22 protein-coding genes are annotated in these 20435 nt (G+C 40.8%); 14 read left to right on the forward strand and 8 right to left on the reverse strand.

Annotated features, from left to right (window positions below):
• The first annotated feature begins 8 nt into the window (after positions 1-8).
• The 6 genes from EL215_RS07065 (at position 9) to fdhF (ending at position 6409) form a co-directional block, all read left to right on the forward strand.
• A complete protein-coding gene (locus EL215_RS07065; protein WP_126471126.1) occupies positions 9-1739 on the forward strand; it encodes a hydrogenase large subunit in 1731 nt (576 codons plus the stop codon).
• Between the two features lie 12 nt (positions 1740-1751).
• The gene (locus tag EL215_RS07070; RefSeq protein ID WP_049367960.1) at positions 1752-2399 is read left to right on the forward strand and encodes a formate hydrogenlyase complex iron-sulfur subunit; all 648 of its coding nucleotides are present in this window, start codon (positions 1752-1754) and stop codon (positions 2397-2399) included.
• Entirely contained in the window at positions 2396-3172 is a 777-nt protein-coding gene (locus EL215_RS07075) for an NADH-quinone oxidoreductase subunit B family protein (protein ID WP_049357455.1), read from the forward strand. The genes EL215_RS07070 and EL215_RS07075 overlap by 4 nt, the downstream gene beginning before the upstream one ends.
• Before the next feature lie 44 nt (positions 3173-3216).
• The gene (locus tag EL215_RS07080) at positions 3217-3624 is read left to right on the forward strand and encodes a formate hydrogenlyase maturation HycH family protein (protein WP_049357453.1); all 408 of its coding nucleotides are present in this window, start codon (positions 3217-3219) and stop codon (positions 3622-3624) included.
• Entirely contained in the window at positions 3614-4072 is a 459-nt protein-coding gene (hycI, locus tag EL215_RS07085; protein ID WP_126471128.1) for a hydrogenase maturation peptidase HycI, read from the forward strand. Before EL215_RS07080 ends, hycI begins: the two co-directional genes overlap by 11 nt.
• 183 nt (positions 4073-4255) lie before the next feature.
• The gene (fdhF, locus tag EL215_RS07090) at positions 4256-6409 is read left to right on the forward strand and encodes a formate dehydrogenase subunit alpha (protein ID WP_126472040.1); all 2154 of its coding nucleotides are present in this window, start codon (positions 4256-4258) and stop codon (positions 6407-6409) included.
• A gap of 83 nt (positions 6410-6492) precedes the next feature.
• On the opposite strand, the gene EL215_RS07095 is transcribed toward fdhF, so the two are convergent.
• The 5 genes from EL215_RS07095 to EL215_RS07115 are packed head-to-tail and all read right to left on the reverse strand — an operon-like array spanning position 6493 to position 9574.
• Positions 6493-7134 (reverse strand): energy-coupling factor ABC transporter ATP-binding protein, encoded by a 642-nt coding sequence (locus tag EL215_RS07095; protein ID WP_126471130.1) that lies wholly within the window; start codon positions 7132-7134, stop codon positions 6493-6495.
• Positions 7134-7778 (reverse strand): energy-coupling factor transporter transmembrane component T family protein, encoded by a 645-nt coding sequence (locus EL215_RS07100; protein WP_126471132.1) that lies wholly within the window; start codon positions 7776-7778, stop codon positions 7134-7136. The genes EL215_RS07095 and EL215_RS07100 overlap by 1 nt, the downstream gene beginning before the upstream one ends.
• A complete protein-coding gene (gene cbiM / locus EL215_RS07105) occupies positions 7775-8386 on the reverse strand; it encodes a cobalt transporter CbiM (RefSeq protein ID WP_126471134.1) in 612 nt (203 codons plus the stop codon). The genes EL215_RS07100 and cbiM overlap by 4 nt, the downstream gene beginning before the upstream one ends.
• A 16-nt stretch (positions 8387-8402) precedes the next feature.
• A complete protein-coding gene (locus EL215_RS07110) occupies positions 8403-8891 on the reverse strand; it encodes an HI_1622 family ECF transport-associated protein (RefSeq protein WP_126471136.1) in 489 nt (162 codons plus the stop codon).
• The gene (locus tag EL215_RS07115; RefSeq protein WP_126471137.1) at positions 8891-9574 is read right to left on the reverse strand and encodes a DUF4198 domain-containing protein; all 684 of its coding nucleotides are present in this window, start codon (positions 9572-9574) and stop codon (positions 8891-8893) included. Before EL215_RS07115 ends, EL215_RS07110 begins: the two co-directional genes overlap by 1 nt.
• 86 nt (positions 9575-9660) lie before the next feature.
• On the opposite strand from EL215_RS07115, the gene EL215_RS07120 reads away from it, so the two are divergent.
• The 5 genes from EL215_RS07120 to hypE all read left to right on the forward strand — a co-directional run bounded on the left by EL215_RS07120 (position 9661) and on the right by hypE (position 13686).
• A complete protein-coding gene (locus tag EL215_RS07120) occupies positions 9661-10074 on the forward strand; it encodes a MerR family transcriptional regulator (protein ID WP_049357439.1) in 414 nt (137 codons plus the stop codon).
• Between the two features lie 136 nt (positions 10075-10210).
• Complete coding sequence (gene hypA, locus EL215_RS07125) at positions 10211-10552, forward strand: hydrogenase maturation nickel metallochaperone HypA (RefSeq protein ID WP_126471138.1); 342 nt, start codon at positions 10211-10213, stop codon at positions 10550-10552.
• A 187-nt stretch (positions 10553-10739) separates the two neighbouring features.
• A complete protein-coding gene (gene hypB / locus EL215_RS07130; protein ID WP_126471139.1) occupies positions 10740-11546 on the forward strand; it encodes a hydrogenase nickel incorporation protein HypB in 807 nt (268 codons plus the stop codon).
• A gap of 9 nt (positions 11547-11555) precedes the next feature.
• Positions 11556-12668 carry a hydrogenase formation protein HypD gene (hypD, locus tag EL215_RS07135; RefSeq protein WP_126471140.1) on the forward strand — a complete coding sequence of 371 codons (1113 nt, stop codon included), beginning with the start codon at positions 11556-11558 and terminating at the stop codon, positions 12666-12668.
• Positions 12669-12672: 4 nt separating this feature from the next.
• Entirely contained in the window at positions 12673-13686 is a 1014-nt protein-coding gene (gene hypE / locus EL215_RS07140; protein ID WP_126471142.1) for a hydrogenase expression/formation protein HypE, read from the forward strand.
• Between the two features lie 67 nt (positions 13687-13753).
• On the opposite strand, the gene EL215_RS07145 is transcribed toward hypE, so the two are convergent.
• Entirely contained in the window at positions 13754-14077 is a 324-nt protein-coding gene (locus EL215_RS07145) for an HI1450 family dsDNA-mimic protein (RefSeq protein WP_049357433.1), read from the reverse strand.
• 129 nt (positions 14078-14206) lie between these two features.
• On the opposite strand from EL215_RS07145, the gene EL215_RS07150 reads away from it, so the two are divergent.
• Together EL215_RS07150 and EL215_RS07155 are read left to right on the forward strand one after the other, a co-directional pair.
• Entirely contained in the window at positions 14207-14560 is a 354-nt protein-coding gene (locus EL215_RS07150; RefSeq protein WP_126469813.1) for a helix-turn-helix domain-containing protein, read from the forward strand.
• Positions 14548-15366, forward strand: coding sequence for an IS3 family transposase (locus tag EL215_RS07155; protein WP_232013322.1), 819 nt, complete (start codon positions 14548-14550; stop codon positions 15364-15366). Before EL215_RS07150 ends, EL215_RS07155 begins: the two co-directional genes overlap by 13 nt.
• 70 nt (positions 15367-15436) lie before the next feature.
• On the opposite strand, the gene ppc is transcribed toward EL215_RS07155, so the two are convergent.
• Together ppc and purR are read right to left on the reverse strand one after the other, a co-directional pair.
• Positions 15437-18076 (reverse strand): phosphoenolpyruvate carboxylase, encoded by a 2640-nt coding sequence (ppc, locus tag EL215_RS07160; protein WP_126471144.1) that lies wholly within the window; start codon positions 18074-18076, stop codon positions 15437-15439.
• A gap of 177 nt (positions 18077-18253) precedes the next feature.
• Complete coding sequence (purR, locus tag EL215_RS07165) at positions 18254-19264, reverse strand: HTH-type transcriptional repressor PurR (protein ID WP_111315569.1); 1011 nt, start codon at positions 19262-19264, stop codon at positions 18254-18256.
• Between the two features lie 394 nt (positions 19265-19658).
• Between purR and EL215_RS07170 the strand changes: the two genes are divergently transcribed.
• The gene (locus EL215_RS07170; RefSeq protein WP_126471146.1) at positions 19659-20429 is read left to right on the forward strand and encodes a glycosyltransferase family 25 protein; all 771 of its coding nucleotides are present in this window, start codon (positions 19659-19661) and stop codon (positions 20427-20429) included.
• Positions 20430-20435 lie beyond the last annotated feature (6 nt).

The following is a 20435-nucleotide window of genomic DNA, read 5'->3' on the forward strand; positions in this document are numbered from 1 at the left end:
ATAAATATATGGAATTAACTAAAAATACATCAGTCGATCCAGCCAAAATGATTGGCAAAAATTATATTGAAGCAGTCGATGCAAAATTTCCAAATACTATTTTGGATGAGGAGTGGTCAACACCCAATCAGGTTACGCTTACCGTAAAAACGAATATGTTGCCTGATGTGGTGGAATATCTCTATTACCAACATGACGGTTGGTTGCCTTTAGTATTCGGGAATGATGAACGCTCAATCCATGGCAATTATGCAGTGTACTACGTGCTTTCCATGGAAGGGGAAGTGAAAACTTTTATCACTATTAAGGCCTTAGTTGATCCTGTGAGCTTAGAATTTCCGTCTGTGACACCAAAAGTCAAAGCGGCTGTCTGGGGTGAGCGCGAATTGTTCGATATGTACGGCTTAAAAGCGGTTGGCTTGCCTGATCAACGCCGTTTGGTATTGCCGGACGATTGGCCGGATGATCTGTATCCATTACGTAAAGACTCTATGGATTATCGTTTACGTCCTGATCCGACAACCGCGACAGAAACATACGAATTTATTAACGAAAAAGGCGAAGCACGTATCGTTCCACTTGGCCCGTTACATATCACTTCGGATGAACCAGGACATTTCCGTTTGTTCGTGGATGGGGAAGATATCATTGATGCGGACTATCGTTTGTTCTATGTGCACCGTGGTATGGAAAAATTGGCCGAAACCCGTATGGATTACGACCAAGTTAACTTCCTTGCTGACCGTGTGTGTGGGATTTGTGGTTTCACACATAGTGTAGCCTACGCCAACTCTGTAGAAAGTGCTTTAGGGATTAAAATTCCACAACGAGCTGAATGGATCCGTGCGATTTTATTAGAAGTAGAACGTTTACACAGCCACTTATTAAACTTAGGTCTATCTAGCCACTTTACCGGCTTTGATACTGGCTTTATGCAATTTTTCCGTGTTCGTGAGAAATCCATGACATTAGCGGAAGTATTAACTGGTGCGCGTAAAACCTATGGTATTAACCTTATCGGTGGTGTGCGTCGTGATATGTTGAAACACCAACGTGAGCAATGTATCAAACTTATCGGCGAAATGCGTGAAGAACTCAAAACCTTAACCGATATTTTATTAAATACACCGAATATGGAACAACGTACGGTGGGTGTCGGTGTCTTGGCAAAAGATATCGCGCGTGACTTTAGCCCGGTTGGTCCAATGATTCGTGGTTCTGGCTTTGCGCGTGATGTGCGTAAAGTACATCCATTCTCTGGTTATGGCGATATCCCTTTCAATCTCTTCACTGAAGCAAATGGCGACGTGTTATCCCGTGTGAAAGTGCGGATTAATGAAGTATTTGAATCTATGAATATCATTGATTACATGGTGGATAATTTGCCAAGTGGTGAAATCTTAAAAGAAGGTTTCAATTATACGCCTGGACGTTTTGCTTTAGGGATTACCGAAGCTCCACGTGGCGAAGATATTCACTGGTCAATGCTAGGCGACAACCAAAAACTTTTCCGTTGGCGTTGTCGTGCTGCCACTTATGCTAACTGGCCAACCTTACGCTACATGTTGCGTGGCAATACAGTGTCTGATGCACCACTTATTATTGGTAGTCTTGACCCTTGTTATTCTTGTACCGACCGTGTCACTGTGGTGGATGTGCGTAAACGCAAAGCGAAAACCGTAGATTACAAAGAAATTGAACGCTACGGTATCGAACGTAAAAATTCACCATTGAAATAGGGGAGGCGGAAAATGTTTAAATTACTAAAAACGGTATTTAAAGCAGGTGATGTCACCACCAAATATCCGTTCAAACCTTATGAAGTCGATGATGATTTTAGAGGAAAACCAGAACTTAATTCTGATCAATGTATTGTCTGCGCGGCTTGTACCATTGCCTGTCCAGCCAATGCGTTGACCATGAGAACGGATCCGGTGACAGGTGAACGTACATGGTCGTTATTTCTTGGTCGTTGTATTTTCTGTGGTCGTTGTGAAGAAGTTTGCCCAACTAAGGCGATTCGCTTATCACAAGATTTTGAACTCTCAGTGACCAATAAACAGGATCTTTTCCAAGAAACCACCTTTGCTACTGTAACTTGTCAGGAATGTGGTAAACCGTTTATTTCTTATAAAGAATTGAATTACACCATTGATTTATTCAAACAAACTTTGGATAAACCTGAATTAGTGAAACAAAAATTGGCGGAGTTGCATACTTGTCCGGTTTGTAAACGTCAGCACAGCTTAGAAAAAACCGCGAATATGGAATCCAATATGCGGATGAAGTTAATCGACTTTAAAGAGCCGGTTCGCTTGAATTTTAAAAAAGCGCTCGAGCAACGAGAACAAAGTGCGGTTGATTTACCTAACGTTTTAGCAGGAGGCGAAAGACGATGAACACACAAATTCCAATGCCGGTCAATGGCATATCAACGCCATTTAGTATTGATGAAAATATTGCCAAAATGAAACAAACGTTGCTGAAAGATATTCAACGTTCAGCTTACGTTTATCGTGTGGACTGCGGTGGTTGTAATGGGTGTGAAATCGAAATTTTCAGTACCATTACGCCAACATTCGATGCGGAACGTTTTGGTATTAAAGTGGTAGCCTCACCTCGTCATGCGGACATTTTATTGTTCACCGGTGCAGTTACCCGTGCAATGCGTACGCCAGCAATGCGAGCTTACCAAGCTGCGCCTGATCCAAAAATCTGTATCGCTTACGGAGCTTGCGGTTGCGGCGGTGGTATTTTCCACGATCTCTATTGTGTATGGGGTGGTTCTGACCAAATCGTACCGGTTGATGTGTATATTCCTGGTTGTCCACCAACTCCTGCAGCGACCATTTATGGATTCGCGGTAGCACTTGGTTTGCTTGATCAAAAGCTCAAAGGTAAACAAGAAAAAGCTGATCCTAACGCAGAAGCTAAATTACGTTTCCCAACTATTCCGTTGGATTTGCGTATTAGTCTTGAACGTGAAGCCCGTCGTCTTGCCGGTTATCGTCAAGGTGGCAACATCGCTAACCAATTTATGGCAATGATGACAGAAAATGACAAAGTGCCATTTGGTGTACGTTTAGGTGAATATCTAGAACGCGAAGCCGATCCGCGTTTAAGCGAAATTGTCAATCGTTTGCATGCGATTAGTCTGCCGTTTTCGGGATAATTAATGATGGGGCAAGTGATTGCCCCTATAAAAATGGGAATGTTATGACAACGAAAGTCTTTTTCTATTTATTAAATGAACGTTTCGTCGAAAATGATGAACAGGTGCCAGAGCAAGCAAAACAGGTGATGTATTACTCTTTGGCGATAGGTCACCATGTTGGCGTAATTGATTGTTTTAAAAAATTACTGGTTTGCGATTACGATGCTTATCAACGTTTTGTAGATAGCTTTCCAGAAGGGGATGCTAAACGTAAATTTGCCGGCTTAATACGATTCGGTGAAATCGTGATTGATTCTAGCCATGTCAATTTATTGGCGAAAGCGATGGATGAAAATAAAGCAAATTTCACCCCAGAACATCAAGAGTGGGTCGAAATTCTGATGAATACGTTAGCATCAATTCAGCGTGAACCTGTGATGTATATTATGGTGAAACGTCGTGACGAATAATGTGATCTTAACCGTTGGCAACAGCATGATGGGGGATGACGGTGCTGGCCCTTATCTCTATCAGCTATTGAATGAAAATCCATTGCCAAATTGGACCGCACTTGACGGTGGCTCAGCACCGGAAAATGTTGCACATATTGTGCGAGGCATGAAACCTGATTTGCTTTTAATTTTCGATGCGGCTGATATGGAATTAGCGCCGGGCAAAATCCGAATCATTGAAAAAGAGAGCATTGCGGAAATGTTTTTCATGAGTACACATAATATGCCGCTCAATTACCTCATCGAGCAACTGGAACAAGATATTAAACAAATCGTTTTTGTTGGGCTCCAACCCGATCTGGTTTCCTTTGGTTTTCCAATGACAGAAAGTGTAAAAGAGTCTGTGCAATTTATATATGATTTTTTAAAAGAGGGAAGATCGCTTGAAGAGATTCCTGTTTTGTAAAAAAGTGAGGGTGATTTTCTAAACATATTTTAAAAATATTACGAAAACCTGTTTTATATCAATAAATCCATGTTTTTTGTAAGACTATAAGCTGATTTTGGGTGTAATATATACCCAGAATTAATTATTCTAATTCTATCTCTAACCTCGTGTTGTATCTAAAATAAGGACGTTACTATGGCTATTAAAAAAGTAATTACCGTATGTCCGTATTGTGCCTCAGGTTGTAAAATCCATCTTTTGGTGGAAAACAACAAAATTGTGGGAGCTGAAGGTGCAAACGGCAAGACAAACGAAGGGGAGTTATGCCTAAAAGGATATTATGGCTGGGATTTTGTGCATGATACAAAAATCCTGACTCCTCGCCTGACTCAACCGATGATCCGCTACAAACGTGGCGAACCATTCACACCAGTGAGCTGGGAAGAAGCGATTTCTTACACAGCAAGACGTCTCAGTGAAATCAAAGAAAAGTACGGTAACGAATCGATTATGGTAACGGGCTCTTCCCGTGGACCAGGTAACGAAGTGAACTTCGTGATGCAAAAATTCGCCCGTGCGGTATTAGGAAATAACAACATTGACTGTTGTGCGCGCGTGTGACACGGCCCTTCTGTAACAGGTCTGCTCAAATCGGTCGGTAACGGCGCAATGTCCAACTCAATTGTTGAGATTGAAGATACCAAATGCGTATTTATTTTTGGCTATAATGCCTCCACTTCACATCCTATTGTGGCGCGTCGGATTAACCACGCCAAAGCAAAAGGGGCGAAAGTGATTGTTTGTGACCCTCGTAAAATCGAAACAGCCCGTATTGCGGATATTTATGCACCGCTTGCTAACGGGTCTAACGTGGCATTCTTGAATGCGATGATGAATGTGATTTTAGAAGAAGGATTACAAGATCAAAAATTTATTGATGAACACACCGAAAACTTCGATGCGTTCTATGAAACCGTGAAAGCTTATACACCGGAATCCACTCAACACATCACCGGTATTGAGCCTGAAATGTTGCGTGAAATTGCCCGCACTTATGCGAAAGCGGAAACCGCTACTATCTTATGGGGTATGGGCGTTTGCCAATTCCGTCAAGGTGTAGAAACCGTACGTGCATTAGCAAGCTTGGCAATGCTTACCGGTAACTTAGGTAAACCAAATGTTGGGGTGAACCCAGTACGTGGTCAAAACAACGTACAGGGTGCATGCGATATGGGGGCGTTATTCAACACATTACCTGGCTATCAAAGTTTTGCTAATCCAGAGATTAATGCAAAATTTGCGAAAGCTTGGGGCGTGCCATCTATTCCAACCAAACCTGGTGTGCCGTTGAGTGAAGTGCCTGAAGCGATCATGGAAGATAAAATTAAAGCATTCTATATCATGGGTGAAGATACATTACAAACTGAGCCTGATATTAATGCGGTTAAAAAAGCCTTCGAGAAAGTTGAGCTTCTTATTGTTCAAGATATCTTCATGACTCAAACCGCAGCAGAAGCAGATATTTTATTACCTGCGACTTCTTGTGCTGAGCATGAAGGGGTGTATAGTGCCGCCGACCGTGGTTTCCAACGTTTCTATAAAGCGGTTGAACCAACCGGCGATGTTAAGGATGACTGGGTGATCATTAGCGAAATTGCTACGGCAATGGGCTACCCAATGCACTATAACAATACCAAAGAAATTTGGGATGAGTTACGTGATCTTTGTCCACTTTATAAAGGGGCAACTTACGAAAAAATGGAAGGTATGGGCTATATCCAATGGCCATGTACTGACGAAGGTCCTGAAGATCAAGGTACAACATACTTGTATAAAGGCCAAATCTTCGACCGTCCAAACGGCAAAGCTGAATTCTTTGCATGCGACTGGGAACCACCGATGGAAGAGCTTTCTGAAGAATTCCCATTGGTACTCTCTACCGTGCGTGAAGTTGGTCACTATTCTTGCCGTTCAATGACAGGTAACTGCCGCGCTCTAGCTGCACTAGCGGATGAGCCGGGATTCGTACAAATGAATGATCAAGATGCCAAAGGATTAGGTATTAAAAATAATGACTTGGTTTGGATTGCTTCTCCGCGTGGTAAAGTGATTTCTCGCGCGGATGTGAGCACTCGTACTAACAAAGGCGCTTGTTATATGACCTATCAATGGTGGATCGGTAAATGTAACGAATTAACCGCTGAACATTTGAACCCGGGTTCTAGAACGCCGGAATACAAATATAGCGCGGTTCGTATTGAGAAAATTGAAGACCAAGCCTGGGCTGAACGCTATGTGGTCACTGAATACGCGAAATTAAAAAATCGCTTAAAAGAAACCGCACTTGTGGCTTAATTAGTGTCATAAATGAATGACGGGCGAACTTAAATGGTTCGCCCGTTTTTTATTCAATTATTTTCTCATGATTATGAACGCATTTAGCCATCATTATCTGTGGCTAAAGACAAACAGGAATCGGCGAGCGTTTCACTAAAGTGTAAATCATGCGAGGCAATAAGCATTGGTAACTGTAACTCGCGTAAAAGTGCGGTCAGTTTGGCAATATTTTTTACATCCAGTCCATTGGTTGGTTCATCAAGTAATAATACTTTGGGTTGCATCGCTAGCACGCCAGCCAGTGCAGTAAAATTCTGTTCACCACCAGATAAGGTATTCACAGAGCGATCTTTTAATCCAACAATATTCAGACGTTCCAACTGCTGTAATGCAATTTGATAGGCTTCATCTCTGTTTAATCCTTGATTAAGTGGACCAAAGGCCACATCATCAAGTACGGTTGGACCGAAAAGTTGATCGCCTGCATGTTGGAAACATATACCAATCTTTCCACGTAATGGTACAAAATCTTTTTCTTGACGGCAGGTGTTATCAAACCAGCGAATTTCTCCTTGTTGGTAAGGTATAAAACCTAATAGGCAATGTAATAGGGTGGATTTTCCACAACCAATATCACCTTGTAAAAAAAGACGATGGCCTTCGGGGAGTTCAAAAGAAAGGTTATCAATAATCACGCGTTGGTTGCGCATGATCTGTAATTGTTTGACTTCGAGGACGTTCATCAAGATTTATCCTGTGTTTTTTTCACATCATGTAGCTGAAAGCCACGAGCTTTTAGCGCCATTTCTGTTTTTTCTGCTTTAACGAGTGCATGAATTAATAATAGGGCGACACGCTGCGCCGCGATAAATAAGGTTCTGCCGTTAAGTTTTGGCTGATATCCGCGCGCGCGCATTGCCATATCCATTTTTTTATGTACATCACCGAGTACAGAAATATAACGTACGGTTAGAACAAATAGGTGAAGTAGTTTTTCGGGCAATGGTAAACGACATAATGCTTGTAATAAAAGGCTCTCGTTCATATCAATTAACAAGAGGCGAGTTAAACTTAAAATCAAATTGAAGCGTAGCGTGATGAGCAGTGCGAGCTGAATACCCATTGGATTTAATACTAAACCTTGCTCGGTGATTTTCCAACTTAAGGTCAACCAAACAAGCAAAGTGAAAAAATTCAGTTTCAGCCAATATTTGAAATAACCGGCAAGGGATTTTTGATAACGTATTAGCGCAATAAGTAACCCGCTGAATACGATCAGATTAAGGATAATAAGCGTTGAAATATGTGTCATTGTGCTGACGATAAGTCCACACAAAAACACATAAATTAATCGCAAGTGCGGTTGAAAAAAAATAAGAAAATTCATTTCACCACACTGAGCGCTGTTGGATACATTTTGTTTAACAATAAGACCACCCCGACGCTGACGATACTGTCGATAATAAATACGGGAATATGTGATATCACCAGTAGCATGATCAGATCGCTGTAGGCTTTACCACCATCTAGAGCCAAGACTAAAGAAGCGAGCAAGGCTGAACCGCCAACGCCGATCACGCCAGCTCCAATTCCTGCAGTAATTTGAGTGCGACGGGAATTGTCATTTTCAAGCCTTTTTGCAAATAGCCAATGTACAAGAAGGGCTGGTAATGCCATTACGCATAAATTGACACCTAATACAGCAAATCCCCCGAAGGAAAAGAGCAGAGCTTGTAGGACTAATGCGATTAAAAAAGCAGGGAAAACGGCCCAGCCAAGAAACAGGCCGGCCATGCCGTTTAAGATGAGATGCACGCTACCAATGCCTACCGGTACATGAATGGTTCCAGCAATAAAAAAAGCAGCAGCAAACAATGCTGTTAGCGGCAATTGCTGCGAATTGAGTCGTTTAAGACCAATCATTACGCAGACTAATGCGACAGCTGCACCACCAAGCAGTATGGGTGTATGCAACACACCTTCCGATAAATGCATATTATCTTTCCTTAGATTACGACGCACGCGTCATTTTTGAGGCTCTAATCAATGCCCATAAGCCAAAAATACCAACAATATAGCCGATACCGCCAATAATATCGTGCAGGTAAATTTTGTCTTTTAATTTAGAAATATCTTCGCGGACCAACATCAATGCATTGTCGCTGTTATTAGTGGCTTGCGCAGATACTCTGTTGGCAACAATTGAGGCTCGATGTCCTTCTTCACCTTCTATCACTACTTTAATGGCACCTTCTGTAGTCGTATTGATCGGATAGAAAAATTGCCCATCGCGATCCGTTTTGCCTTCCAACAGAGGGGAGTCCTGTCCAGATTGCAAAATTTCCATATAGGTTTCTGCCGCTGGGGTCATATCGGAATAATAGGCTTTGCCAAAGACTGTGCGTCCATCATATTGTGCAAAAACATGTAAACTATGAGCCAATGCTGATGGTGCGCACAGCCAGGTGAAAAGTGCGGTTAAAAATACAACTCTTTTCATTACTTCGCATCAAAAGTCAGCATATATTCAACACTGCGTTCGGTATAGTCAGGGTTTTCTTTAACAGGCTCGTCAAATTCAGCCCAAACTTTGTTATAACCCGCTTTAGGGGTGAATTGTGCGATACCTTTTTCATTGGTTAAGTTGAATGGGTGATCTTCGCCTAAACCCACTTTGATGCCTTGTACAGGTTTACCTTTTACTAGCACGAGAATATCGAGTGGTTGTCCCGCTTTGGGTTCACTTTGAGGGATTAATTCATAATCCATGTTGTGTGATTTATTTGCTTGCGCATCCCAGTGTAAAATCGCTTTACCGAATTTGATTGGATTAACACTGCGTACCGCTTCAGGTGCCTGTTGTTTGGTTTTTTCGACATATTTACCGCTCGGTAATTTTGACCAAACACCATTATCAAAGCGAATAAACGCAATGGCTGCATCTGGTGCGGCAAAGTGTGCTTCGCCTTCCTTAAAGTTCACTGTGGCATTTTGCAATTGGCCTTTAGCATCAAGAAGGCGTACCGTTTTTAATTTGCTTTGAGGATAGGTTTCAGTTTCCTCATGACCAAATTTAACCACATATTGTCCTTTTACATCCTTAACGGGCTCCAACCAAACATTATGTGCATTGGCGAGTGAAGCACCGAATAGTGCAGTAATAAACAATGCTGCTTTTTTCATGGAAGTTCTCCTTTTCTAACATGTGAATACTGTGATAAAGTATAAAATATGAAGTAACTTCAGAGTCAAGTGTAATTTAATTAAAAATGAAAATTGGTCAGTTAGCCAATATCGTTGGCTGCACGGTGGAAGCCGTACGTTTCTATGAAAAGCAAGGATTAATCGAGCCTGCCAAGCGAACAAGTGGTAATTTTCGCGTTTATACGGAAGAGCATTTGAAGCAACTTTCTTTTATTTGTTATTGCCGCAGTTTGGATATTTCACTAAAAGAAATCAAAATGTTGCTGAATCCGCAATGTGCCACTCAAGAGCAAGAAAGAGAAATCAATGAGCTGCTAGATCGACATATTCGAGAAGTATCAAAACGGATCCATGAATTGGCTCACTTACGAATTCGCTTAATTCAGCTCAAAGGTAAATGTAGCCATTTTGAGCAAAACAATGATTTAATGAATACTTTATTGCAGCACAGTGGCATTAATTTTGTGCCGCTAAAATGATATCTAGCACGAGTACCGGTAAAATTTTTTCAAATAACGTTTAAATATCGAACAGCGAAACACAGAAACACTGAAAATAAACATTAAAAAAGAGTAGAATCGGAACAGACTGCTTTTTTATTTTAAGGAGAAAATCATGCATGAGATGTCTCTCTGTCAGAATATTATGGAAATTATTGATCAACAAAAGAAAAAGCATGAAATCCATGAAGTGACAGATATTTGGCTAGAAATTGGGGCACTGTCTTGTGTCGAGCAAAGTGCGGTTGAATTTTGCTTTGAAATTATGCGTAAAGATACCGTTGCTGAAAATTGCCAGTTGCATTTCATTCATTTACCTGCGTTTGCTTGGTGCTGGCAATGCCAAAAGGAAGTAGAGATTGAGGCCTATCAGGATTGCTGTCCACATTGTCACAGTGCATGTTTACAACGTCGAAGCGGCACAGAATTTAGAGTGAAAGAAATCGCCGTAAAATAGCATAGTATTTTAATTGATTAGAATGTCGTCTGACTTTTGAATATAAAACACGCTAACTGATTGATAGTATGCGTTTATCCCTCTTCAAAGAATATATTTAAGATAGAGAATATGGTATTCTAACGCATGTGAATTACCATAGATTCTAAGTATTTACAGAATAAACGAAAAATTATTGAGGTGACTTATGTGTACAACCTGTGGCTGTGGCCATCCAGACCAAGTCAGAATCGGAGAATTACCGCATGTCCATAATGATTCCAATGCGCAACATGCAACAAAACTACCTAATTTTTCTCACTCCTCCTTCCGCATGCCAGACACGCCGCAACAAGAAGAAACGCAACAACGATTACTGAAAGTAGAACAAGATATTCTCGGTGCAAACAATCAATTAGCCGATATGAATCGTCGCTTTTTCGCGAATCAGCATATTTTGGCGCTTAATCTTGTTTCAAGTCCTGGCTCAGGCAAAACTACCTTGTTGACGACTACATTAAACGCATTAAAAAATAATTATCCTTGTTATGTGATAGAGGGCGATCAACAAACAGAAAACGATGCGGATCGTATTCGTCAAACAGGTGTGCCGGCGATTCAAGTTAATACGGGTAAAGGTTGTCACTTAGATGCACAAATGATTGGCAATGCATTGGTGAAATTGCAGCCACAGGAAAATAGCCTGATGTTTATTGAAAATGTCGGAAACCTAGTTTGTCCGTCAGAGTTTGATTTAGGTGAGCACGCCAAAGTGGTGATCTTATCCGTGACAGAAGGCGAAGATAAACCGCTGAAATATCCACATATGTTTGCGGCTTCTAAGTTAATGATTTTAAATAAAGTGGATTTATTACCTTACTTGAATTTCGATGTGGAAAAATGTATTGCTTATGCAAAACAAGTGAATCCAACAATTCAGGTTATCCAGTTATCTTCTCAAAGTGGAGAAGGATTACAGCAGTGGCTAGATTGGTTAAAAGTGCAAGAACGATAGGAGCATCAAATGCAGTTTGTTGATGAATTTCGTGATCCTGAACTGGCTAAAAGTCTGTTGCAGCGGTTACAAAAAATAATGGAAAACCAACCGCACTTTACGCCAGAAAATCCGTTATATCTGATGGAGGTCTGTGGCGGACATACTCATACCATTTTTAAATTTGGGCTGGATCGCTTATTACCAAAAAGTATTGAATTTATTCACGGTCCAGGCTGCCCGGTGTGTGTCTTACCGATGGGGCGAATTGATGTATGTATTGAGATTGCTCGTCGTCCAGAAGTGATTTTCTGTACTTTTGGTGATGCTATGCGAGTACGCGGACGTCTAGGCTCATTATTAGAAGCCAAAGCACAGGGCGCGGATGTTCGTATCGTTTATTCACCGCTTGATGCATTGAATATCGCATCCAATAATCCAGACAAAAAAGTCGTGTTCTTTTCACTCGGTTTTGAAACGACGATGCCGAGTGCCGCGATTACCTTGCAACAAGCGAAAAAACAACAGGTAAAAAACTTTTTTGTGGTATGCCAAAATATTACCATCATCCCGACATTACACAGCTTATTGTCACAGGGACAAGTAAAGATTGATGGTTTTATTGCGCCAGGTCATGTCAGCATGGTGATCGGTTCTGAACCTTATCAAGAATTGTGTGACGCTTATCATAAGCCATTTGTGATCACCGGTTTTGAGCCTCTAGATATCCTACAAGCAATTTTAATGTTGGTGACACAGATTGTTGAACAACGATGTGAAGTGGAAAATCAGTATAAACGCATTGTGCACCAACATGGCAATCTGTTGGCTCAGCAGGCAATAAGCGAAGTATTCCGCTTGAAAGCTAGCAGCGAATGGCGTGGATTGGGCGAAATTGCAGAATCTGGTGTAGAACTGACAGATGATTATCAATGCTTTGATGCAGAAGCCCATTTTGTTTGTCAGCCACATCAAGTTGCAGATGATCCTGACTCTCGCTGCGGTGATGTATTAATCGGTAAATGCAAGCCGGCGGATTGCCCATTATTTGCTAAAAAATGTAATCCAGACAATGCCTATGGTGCATTAATGGTGTCTTCTGAAGGGGCATGTGCGGCCTATTATCAATACAGACGGGAATAAAACAATGACTGATTTTATTACGATGGCACACGGAAATGGTGGTGCCACAATGCAAGAGTTGATCCGCGATTATTTTGTCAAGGCATTTGATAACCCGATACTTTCACAAGGTGAAGATCAGGCTCGCATTGCGTTACAAGAAATGAACGCTTTGGGTGGAACATTAGCTTTTTCAACTGATAGCTTTGTGATTGATCCGATTTTTTTCCCTGGTGGTGATATTGGTAAATTGGCGGTATGTGGTACCGCTAACGATGTCGCGGTATGCGGTGCTGTTCCCAAATATTTATCATGTGGCTTTATTTTGGAAGAAGGTTTACCACTAGAAACCTTAAAAAAATTGATTCAATCGATGGCAAAAGCCTGCCAGTCAGCCGGTATTCAAGTGGTAACAGGTGATACCAAAGTGGTACAAAAAGGCGCAATAGATAAAGTGTTTATTAATACGGCAGGTATTGGTGTGATTCCAAACGGACTCGACTGGGGCGTGCATCGAATTCAGCCTGGCGATCAGATTATTGTGAGTGGTACTTTGGGTGATCATGGTGCAACCATCTTGAATTTACGCGAAAATCTCGGTATTCAAACGGATTTATACAGTGATTGCGCCGTGCTAGCACCGCTTATTGATTGCATTCGTCCGATTGAAGGGGTGAAAGCTGTACGCGATGCGACCCGTGGTGGTGTGAATGCGGTACTTCATGAATTTGCACAGGCTCAGAAAGTGGGGATTCAAATTGATGAAACGGTATTACCAATTCGTCAGGAAGTACGTGGTATTTGCGAATTACTCGGTTTGGATGCGTTGAATTTTGCTAATGAAGGCAAATTGGTGATTGTGGCGGACAAAGCAAAAACAGCTGAAATTCTGACCGCACTTCGTCGCCATCCATTAGGTGAAAATGCGGCCGTAATCGGCGAGGTAACGACTGATGGCAAAGTTCGTGCAGTTGGACTCTTCGGTCAAAGTCGTTTATTAGACTTACCACGTAACGAACCTTTACCACGAATTTGTTAAGCAAAAACCGGTTTAATTTTTAATTAAACCGGTTTTAGTTTGTCAATTGATATAGAGAGAAGAGTGATTATTTTTTCCAAATAACGTGGAATTCGCGATCTTCTTCTCGATGTGAAATTAAGAATTTCGCAAACACATCATCCATTTCATCTTTCTCATTCACTAAACCCACCCAAACTTCAGCAAAAGCGTCAGGATCGATTAACACCCCAATTTCTTGTTCCCAGTCATCTGCAGTTTCGACAAACTCGACAGCACCACGATCTTCAAATTGCAGATTGAATAGCATAATATCAGCGGGATCGAGATTTTCGCCTGCCATTTCTAAGAAAATATCATAAGCAAGATCAATCGCTGCATCGGGATCGAGTTTTTGAATATCAGTTGTCATTGGGTTTTCCTTTATTAAGTCAATTGCACGTATGATACCGCAAGAAACACAAAACAAAAAGTGCGGTCAAATTGATCTGCACCCCAAAAGTTGGACTAACCAAACCAACAATTGAGGTGCAGATTTTTTATGGGTAAACACTACACAATCGAATTTAAATTACAGGTTCTTCAACCTATTTTGAATGGGAAAATGAGTATTAGAGAAACTGCGCGTTTTTACAATATTCCTTCCAACGCCTTAGTCGGAACATGGTTGAAACGGTTTGAAAAAAGTGGCATAAAAGGACTTATTCCCCGTAAACCATCAGGACGACCGCCGATGAAACCCAAATATGCAAAAATGCCACCGCCACCCAAAACTGAAGAAGACCGTTTACGCCTGAGAATTTTACAGCTTGAAGCGGAGGTAGCCTACCTAAAGGAGTTGAGAAGGCTCAGACTTCAGGACGAAGCCGAGCAACGGAAATTATCCAAAGGTTAAGAACACGCTATCCGTTAAAATGGCTTTTAGGCTTTGCACAATTAGCGCGTAGTACGTTTTTTGCTAAACTTCAGATTAAACTGGATAAGGATGAGTTGTTGAAAAAGACCATTAAACGCATCAAAGCCAATCATCCTGATTATGGCTACCGACGTGTTCATGCCTGCTTGCCAGGCGTGAATCATAAAAAAGTTCAACGTTTAATGCAGACACTTGGGCTTCAAGTGCGGTCAAGAAAAAGCAAGAAATTTACGACCTATCGAGGCACGATAGGGGTGATTGCTCCTAATCATCTTGAACGCGATTTTAGTGCAACGGCCCCGAACCAAAAATGGGTGACCGATATCACCGAGTTTAAGGCGAAAGATGGGAGTAAAGTCTATTTATCTCCAATTTTAGACTTATTTAACAATGAGATAGTTTCATATAATCTCAGCTATTCCCCAAACTGGGCGCAAGTAGAGGACATGTTAATGCAAGCCGTCAAAGGATTAAATAAAGCTTGTGGTGTCATTTTACATTCAGACCAGGGATGGCAATATCAAATGGTGGCTTATCGTCGAATCTTGGCTGAACATGGCATCATTCAAAGTATGTCGAGAAAAGGGAATTGCTTGGACAACGCCGCAATGGAAAGTTTCTTTGGACGATTAAAAACAGAATGTTTTTATGGTCGGGAATTTAACAGTAGAGAGGAGATAGTTGATGCCGTCAGGGATTATTTGGATTACTATAATCACCGACGGATTCAACTAAAATTAAAAGGACTGAGTCCGGTACAATATCGAAAACAATCCTTTAAATAACAGTCTAACTTTTTGGGGTCAGATCAAATTTATCATTATTTATGACCGCACTTATTTTTAGTTGCTGTAACTATCCTGTATTTCGCATACCTGCTGCAATACCTGTGATGGTAATCATCAAGGCTTGTTCGACATCAGGGCTTGGGTTTTCAGGCGATTCACGGAAACGACGGAGCAATTCCACTTGAAGGAGATTGAGCGGATCCGTATAAACATTACGTAACGCAATAGAATCGGCGATCCATGGCAAGTCCGCCATTAATTCATCTTTGTGAGAAAGCGAAAGCACGGTTTTAATATCCGCATTGAGTTGATTACGCAGATTTTCACCTAAGTACCAAAGCTCTTTTTTCACTAAGTTATGATCATATTGTTCAGAAAGCCAAGTATCGGTTTTACTGAAGACCATTTCCAACATGCCCACACGAGTAGAGAAGAATGGCCACGCTTTACACATTTCTTCAATAATATGACCTTTGCCTTCATCTACAATTTTTTGAATTGCCGCACCCGCACCCAGCCATGCCGGTAGCATTAAGCGGTTTTGCATCCAAGCAAAAATCCATGGAATGGCACGTAAGCTTTCTACGCCACCATTTGGATTACGTTTTGCAGGGCGAGATCCAAGTGGCAGTTTAGATAGTTCTTGTTCTGGTGTGGCACTACGGAAATAAGGTACGAAGTCTTTATCACCACGAACAACACTACGATAAATATCACATGAAGTGCTAGAAAGCTCATCCATGACGGTACGCCATTCTGCTTTAGGTTCTGGTGGTGGAAGTAAGTTCGCTTCTAAAATAGCACTGGCGTAAAGATCAAAGGTTTCAACTGCGACTTCAGGCAAACCAAGTTTAAAGCGGATCATTTCCCCTTGTTCAGTCACACGTAAACCATTTTTGAGTGAGCGCGGAGGTTGGGAAAGTAATGCCGCATGTGCAGGCGCACCACCACGACCGATTGTACCACCACGACCATGGAATAAAGTGAGTTCAATACCCAGTTCTTCGGTTAAATTGACTAATGCTTCTTGTGCACGATATTGTGCCCATGAAGCTGCCATCATCCCCGCATCTTTAGCTGAGTCAGAATAACCAATCATCACCATTTGGTGATTGTTAATCACACCACGATACCAACCAATATTAAACAATTGACGCATGACTCCTTCAGAGGCATCTAAGTCATCTAAGGTTTCAAAGAGTGGCACGACAGGAATGTGATAAGGCACGCCCGCTTCTTTTAATAATAAATGCACGGCGAGTACATCAGAGGCGCTTCTTGCCATGGAAATAATATAGCAAGCAATTACGCCTTGTTTTTGTTGGGCAATGACTTTGCAAGTCTCTAAAATTTCTTGGGTTTCTGCAGACGGCTCCCAATGGGTTGGAATTAATGGACGGCGAGAATTTAATTCACGCACTAAGAAAGATTGTTTTTCTGCTTCGCTCCATTGTGCATAATCACCAATACCAAGATAACGGGTAATTTCTGCGATAGCATCTGTATGACGCGTGCTTTCTTGACGGATATCCATTTGTGAAAGGGTAACCCCAAAACAGCGAATACGATGCAAAATATCTAATAGTGAACCATTGGCGATAATCCGCATGCCACATGCCATTAATGATTGATAGCAATCATAGAGCGGTTCCCAAAGTTGATTATCTTCCATAATGATATCCGCTTGGCTTACGCGTGGTGGACGATTTGCCATGCAATCTTCAAAGTAATCAAGGGTGGCGATAAGTTTTGCACGAAGTTCTTTGACCACAAAACGATAAGGCTCTAAATGTTCACCATATTTTGCAGTAAATTCTGACGTGCATTTCACCATAGATAATTCATCGGCAAGGGATTTGATATCGTTCAAGAATAAATCCGCCGCTTTCCAACGAGCAAGATAGAGGACTTGTTGGGTGATTTTTGAGGTCACAAATGGGTTACCATCACGGTCACCGCCCATCCAAGAAGAAATTCTGACAGGACGTAAGCCCACAGGTAAATCGTAGCCTAAGAATTCACGAGCATGTTCATTTAATTGACGTAAGAATTCCGGTACACCTTGCCATAGGCTATTTTCAATCATGGCATAGCCCCATTTTGCTTCATCGAATGGAGTAGGGCGAACAGTACGGATTTCATTAGTATGCCAAGCTTCAGCAATTAAACGAAGCAACAGACGTTCAATAATGCCGCGTTCTTTCGGTGTTAAGTCATCGTGCTCTAATTTGCTTAAACATTTATTGATCTCAACGTGTTTATGGACTAAAGAACGACGCGTGGTTTCGGTTGGGTGTGCCGTTAATACAAGCTCAATGAGTAAGTTTTCAACAGTTTTATAAACCTCTTCTTTTGAGGCATTTTGTGCTTTTAAACGTTGAAATAAAGCACTTAATGAACGATTAGAAGATTGTAAATCTTTATGTTGGCGAGAGACCGTTTGGTATTGTTCAGCGATATTCGTCAGATTAAGAAAATGGCTGAATGCACGCGCAACGGGAATAATGTTTTCGTTAGAAATGGTGGAAAGGGTATCTAACAATGTTTTACGTGCTTGGCTATCGCCCGCTCGAGATTGTTTGGACAATTGTCGAACATTTTCAATCAAGGTAAGAATGTCTTCGCCTTGTGCATCATTGATGGTTTCTCCAAGAAAACGCCCTAACATATTAATATTATGGCGGAGAGTGCGATACTCATCAGTCATATAAACTCCGATAAAGAAAAAATAAAATAAAACCAGGAGAGATATAACCAAAAATATGTATCGGGATCAAATGCTATACGTCGAAAACTTGTATTAAATCAAAAAAGCTGAAAATAAGTAAAAAAAAGACCGCACTTTTTTAGATAAAATTTAAAGTGCGGTCAAAAAATTTAATGTTTATGCAAGTGTACGAACTGATTTTCGTAGTACCAATTCTGGATGGATCGCAATACGATGTTTTTCGTGATTGTCGTTATCTTTATTCGCAATACGTTCAAATAAGAGATTCACTGCCTGTGCACCTAAGCGCGACTTCGATTGGTGAATCGTTGTGAGTGGCGGTGCATAGAAACGTGATGAGTGAATATTGTCATAGCCAATAATCGAAATATCATCAGGCACGCGCAAGCCTTTTTCCGTAATAGCAGAAATTGCCCCTAATGCCATCACATCATTACAGCAGAAGACAGCAGTAGGTAGGCTGTCTTGTGAAAGGATCTTGTTCATGCACTCGTAACCGTCTTCTGGTTCGAAGAAACCTTCCATAATCCAATTTTCATGAATTGGCAGATTGGCTTCATTCATGGCTTTCACAAAACCTTCATAACGGGTTCTTGCGGTAGTTTTATCCAATTCCCCCGCAATAAGACCAATGGCTTTATGACCACAATCAATTAAATGCTTAGTCGCAATATAACCGCCCGTAAAGCTGTTATCTTCAATGATATCGGTATCCACATTAGGACCCCAATCCATTACCACCATAGGTACGGAAGAGAAACCTGAAAGCACATCAAGTGAATGTTGCGTATATTCAGAACACATCACCAATAAACCATCTACGCGTTTCTTGGCGAGCATTTCGACGTGATTTTTAATTTTTTCAGGATCATTTTGTGTATTACACAAAAAAAGTGAATAACCTTGACGATAACAATGATCTTCAACGGCATGAATGATTTCAGCAAAATAAGGGGATTCACTGGTGGTCACAATCATCCCAATAGATTTTGTCGTATTGACTTTCAAACTACGCGCAACAGCACTTGGTGAGTATTTCAAGCTTTTAATGGCTTGCATCACTGCCTCTTCGGTTTCCTTTGCTACAAAACGGGTTTTATTAATTACATGGGAAACTGTGGTGGTGGAAACACCAGCCATTTTCGCGACATCTTTAATTGTTGCCATAATTTTGCCTCTAGAGAATTTTTCCCATTATAAAGACTGTCACCAAATAGGTTAAGCAAATTATAAAAAATTTTTGAAAAAACGTACTTTATTGTTAGAATGGGTTATCTTTAACTAAACAAGTGGGAAATTAAAATGAGTGATTTTGGTTATGCAATGTTAGCTGTAGTGCTTTCTTTAGGTGTTGTAGTAGGTTTAGCGACTGCAATTTTCTAATTGAAAGAAAAACATATTTAGGATTAACCGCGCTTTAAGCAATTAAAGTGCGGTTATTTTTTTGTTGTTTTTTGTCTCTGAGCTAAAAGCAATGCCAACAGACTATTTCTTTAGTATAATTTGCAACTATTTTCGTTTGTTGCAATCAAAATAACGCAAAAACTAAATTGAGATAATTATGAATAAATATTTGATTTCACTAGATAAAGATGTTCAGCGTCGTGAGCTGTTTTTTGCTCAACCAGATACCGCTGATTTTGCTGTATTTTCAGCCATTAATACCATGCAAAAAGAATGGGAAGAATTGGCAGAAGTGTTCAATTCAACGAAGTTTGAACAGCATTATGGACGCAACGTCACAAAAGGCGAAATTGGTTGTACATTAAGCCATTTAGCGGTTTATCGCCAGATCGTAGAAGATCAAAATGTGACGGAAAATGACTATGCTTTAGTCTGTGAAGATGATGCGTTATTTAATGCTAATTTATCGCCAAACACAACCGCACTTTTAACCGAAAAATGTGATGCAGATATTGTATTAATCGGGCAGTCAAAAATTGCGGAATTTGATGATGTAGAATTGGAAATTAATTATCCGACAACCTTCTCATTTTTACGTCAAACAGTGGGTGATGTCACCGTGGCTTATCCATATAAAAGTTATTTTGCGGGTACGGTAGCATACTTAATTAAAAAATCAGCGGCACGTGCATTTTTAAGACAGATCGAACAAGAAAAACCGTTTTGGCTGGCTGATGATTTCTTATTATTTGAAACCCAATTCCAGATTAATAACAAGGTAGTTCGTCCGCTTGTAGCCATTGAAAATCCACAATTAGCGAGTAATTTGGAAGCGATTCGTGGTTCAAAATCCAATAATTTAGTGAAGAAATTAATTAAATATCCGCTCAAAAAAATCTTAGCGGTGAAAAAGAATTTAGGAAAATAACGTAAA

Origin of the sequence: Haemophilus parainfluenzae (genome assembly GCF_900638025.1) — a bacterium.
Taxonomy (GTDB): Bacteria; Pseudomonadota; Gammaproteobacteria; order Enterobacterales; family Pasteurellaceae; genus Haemophilus_D; species Haemophilus_D parainfluenzae_J.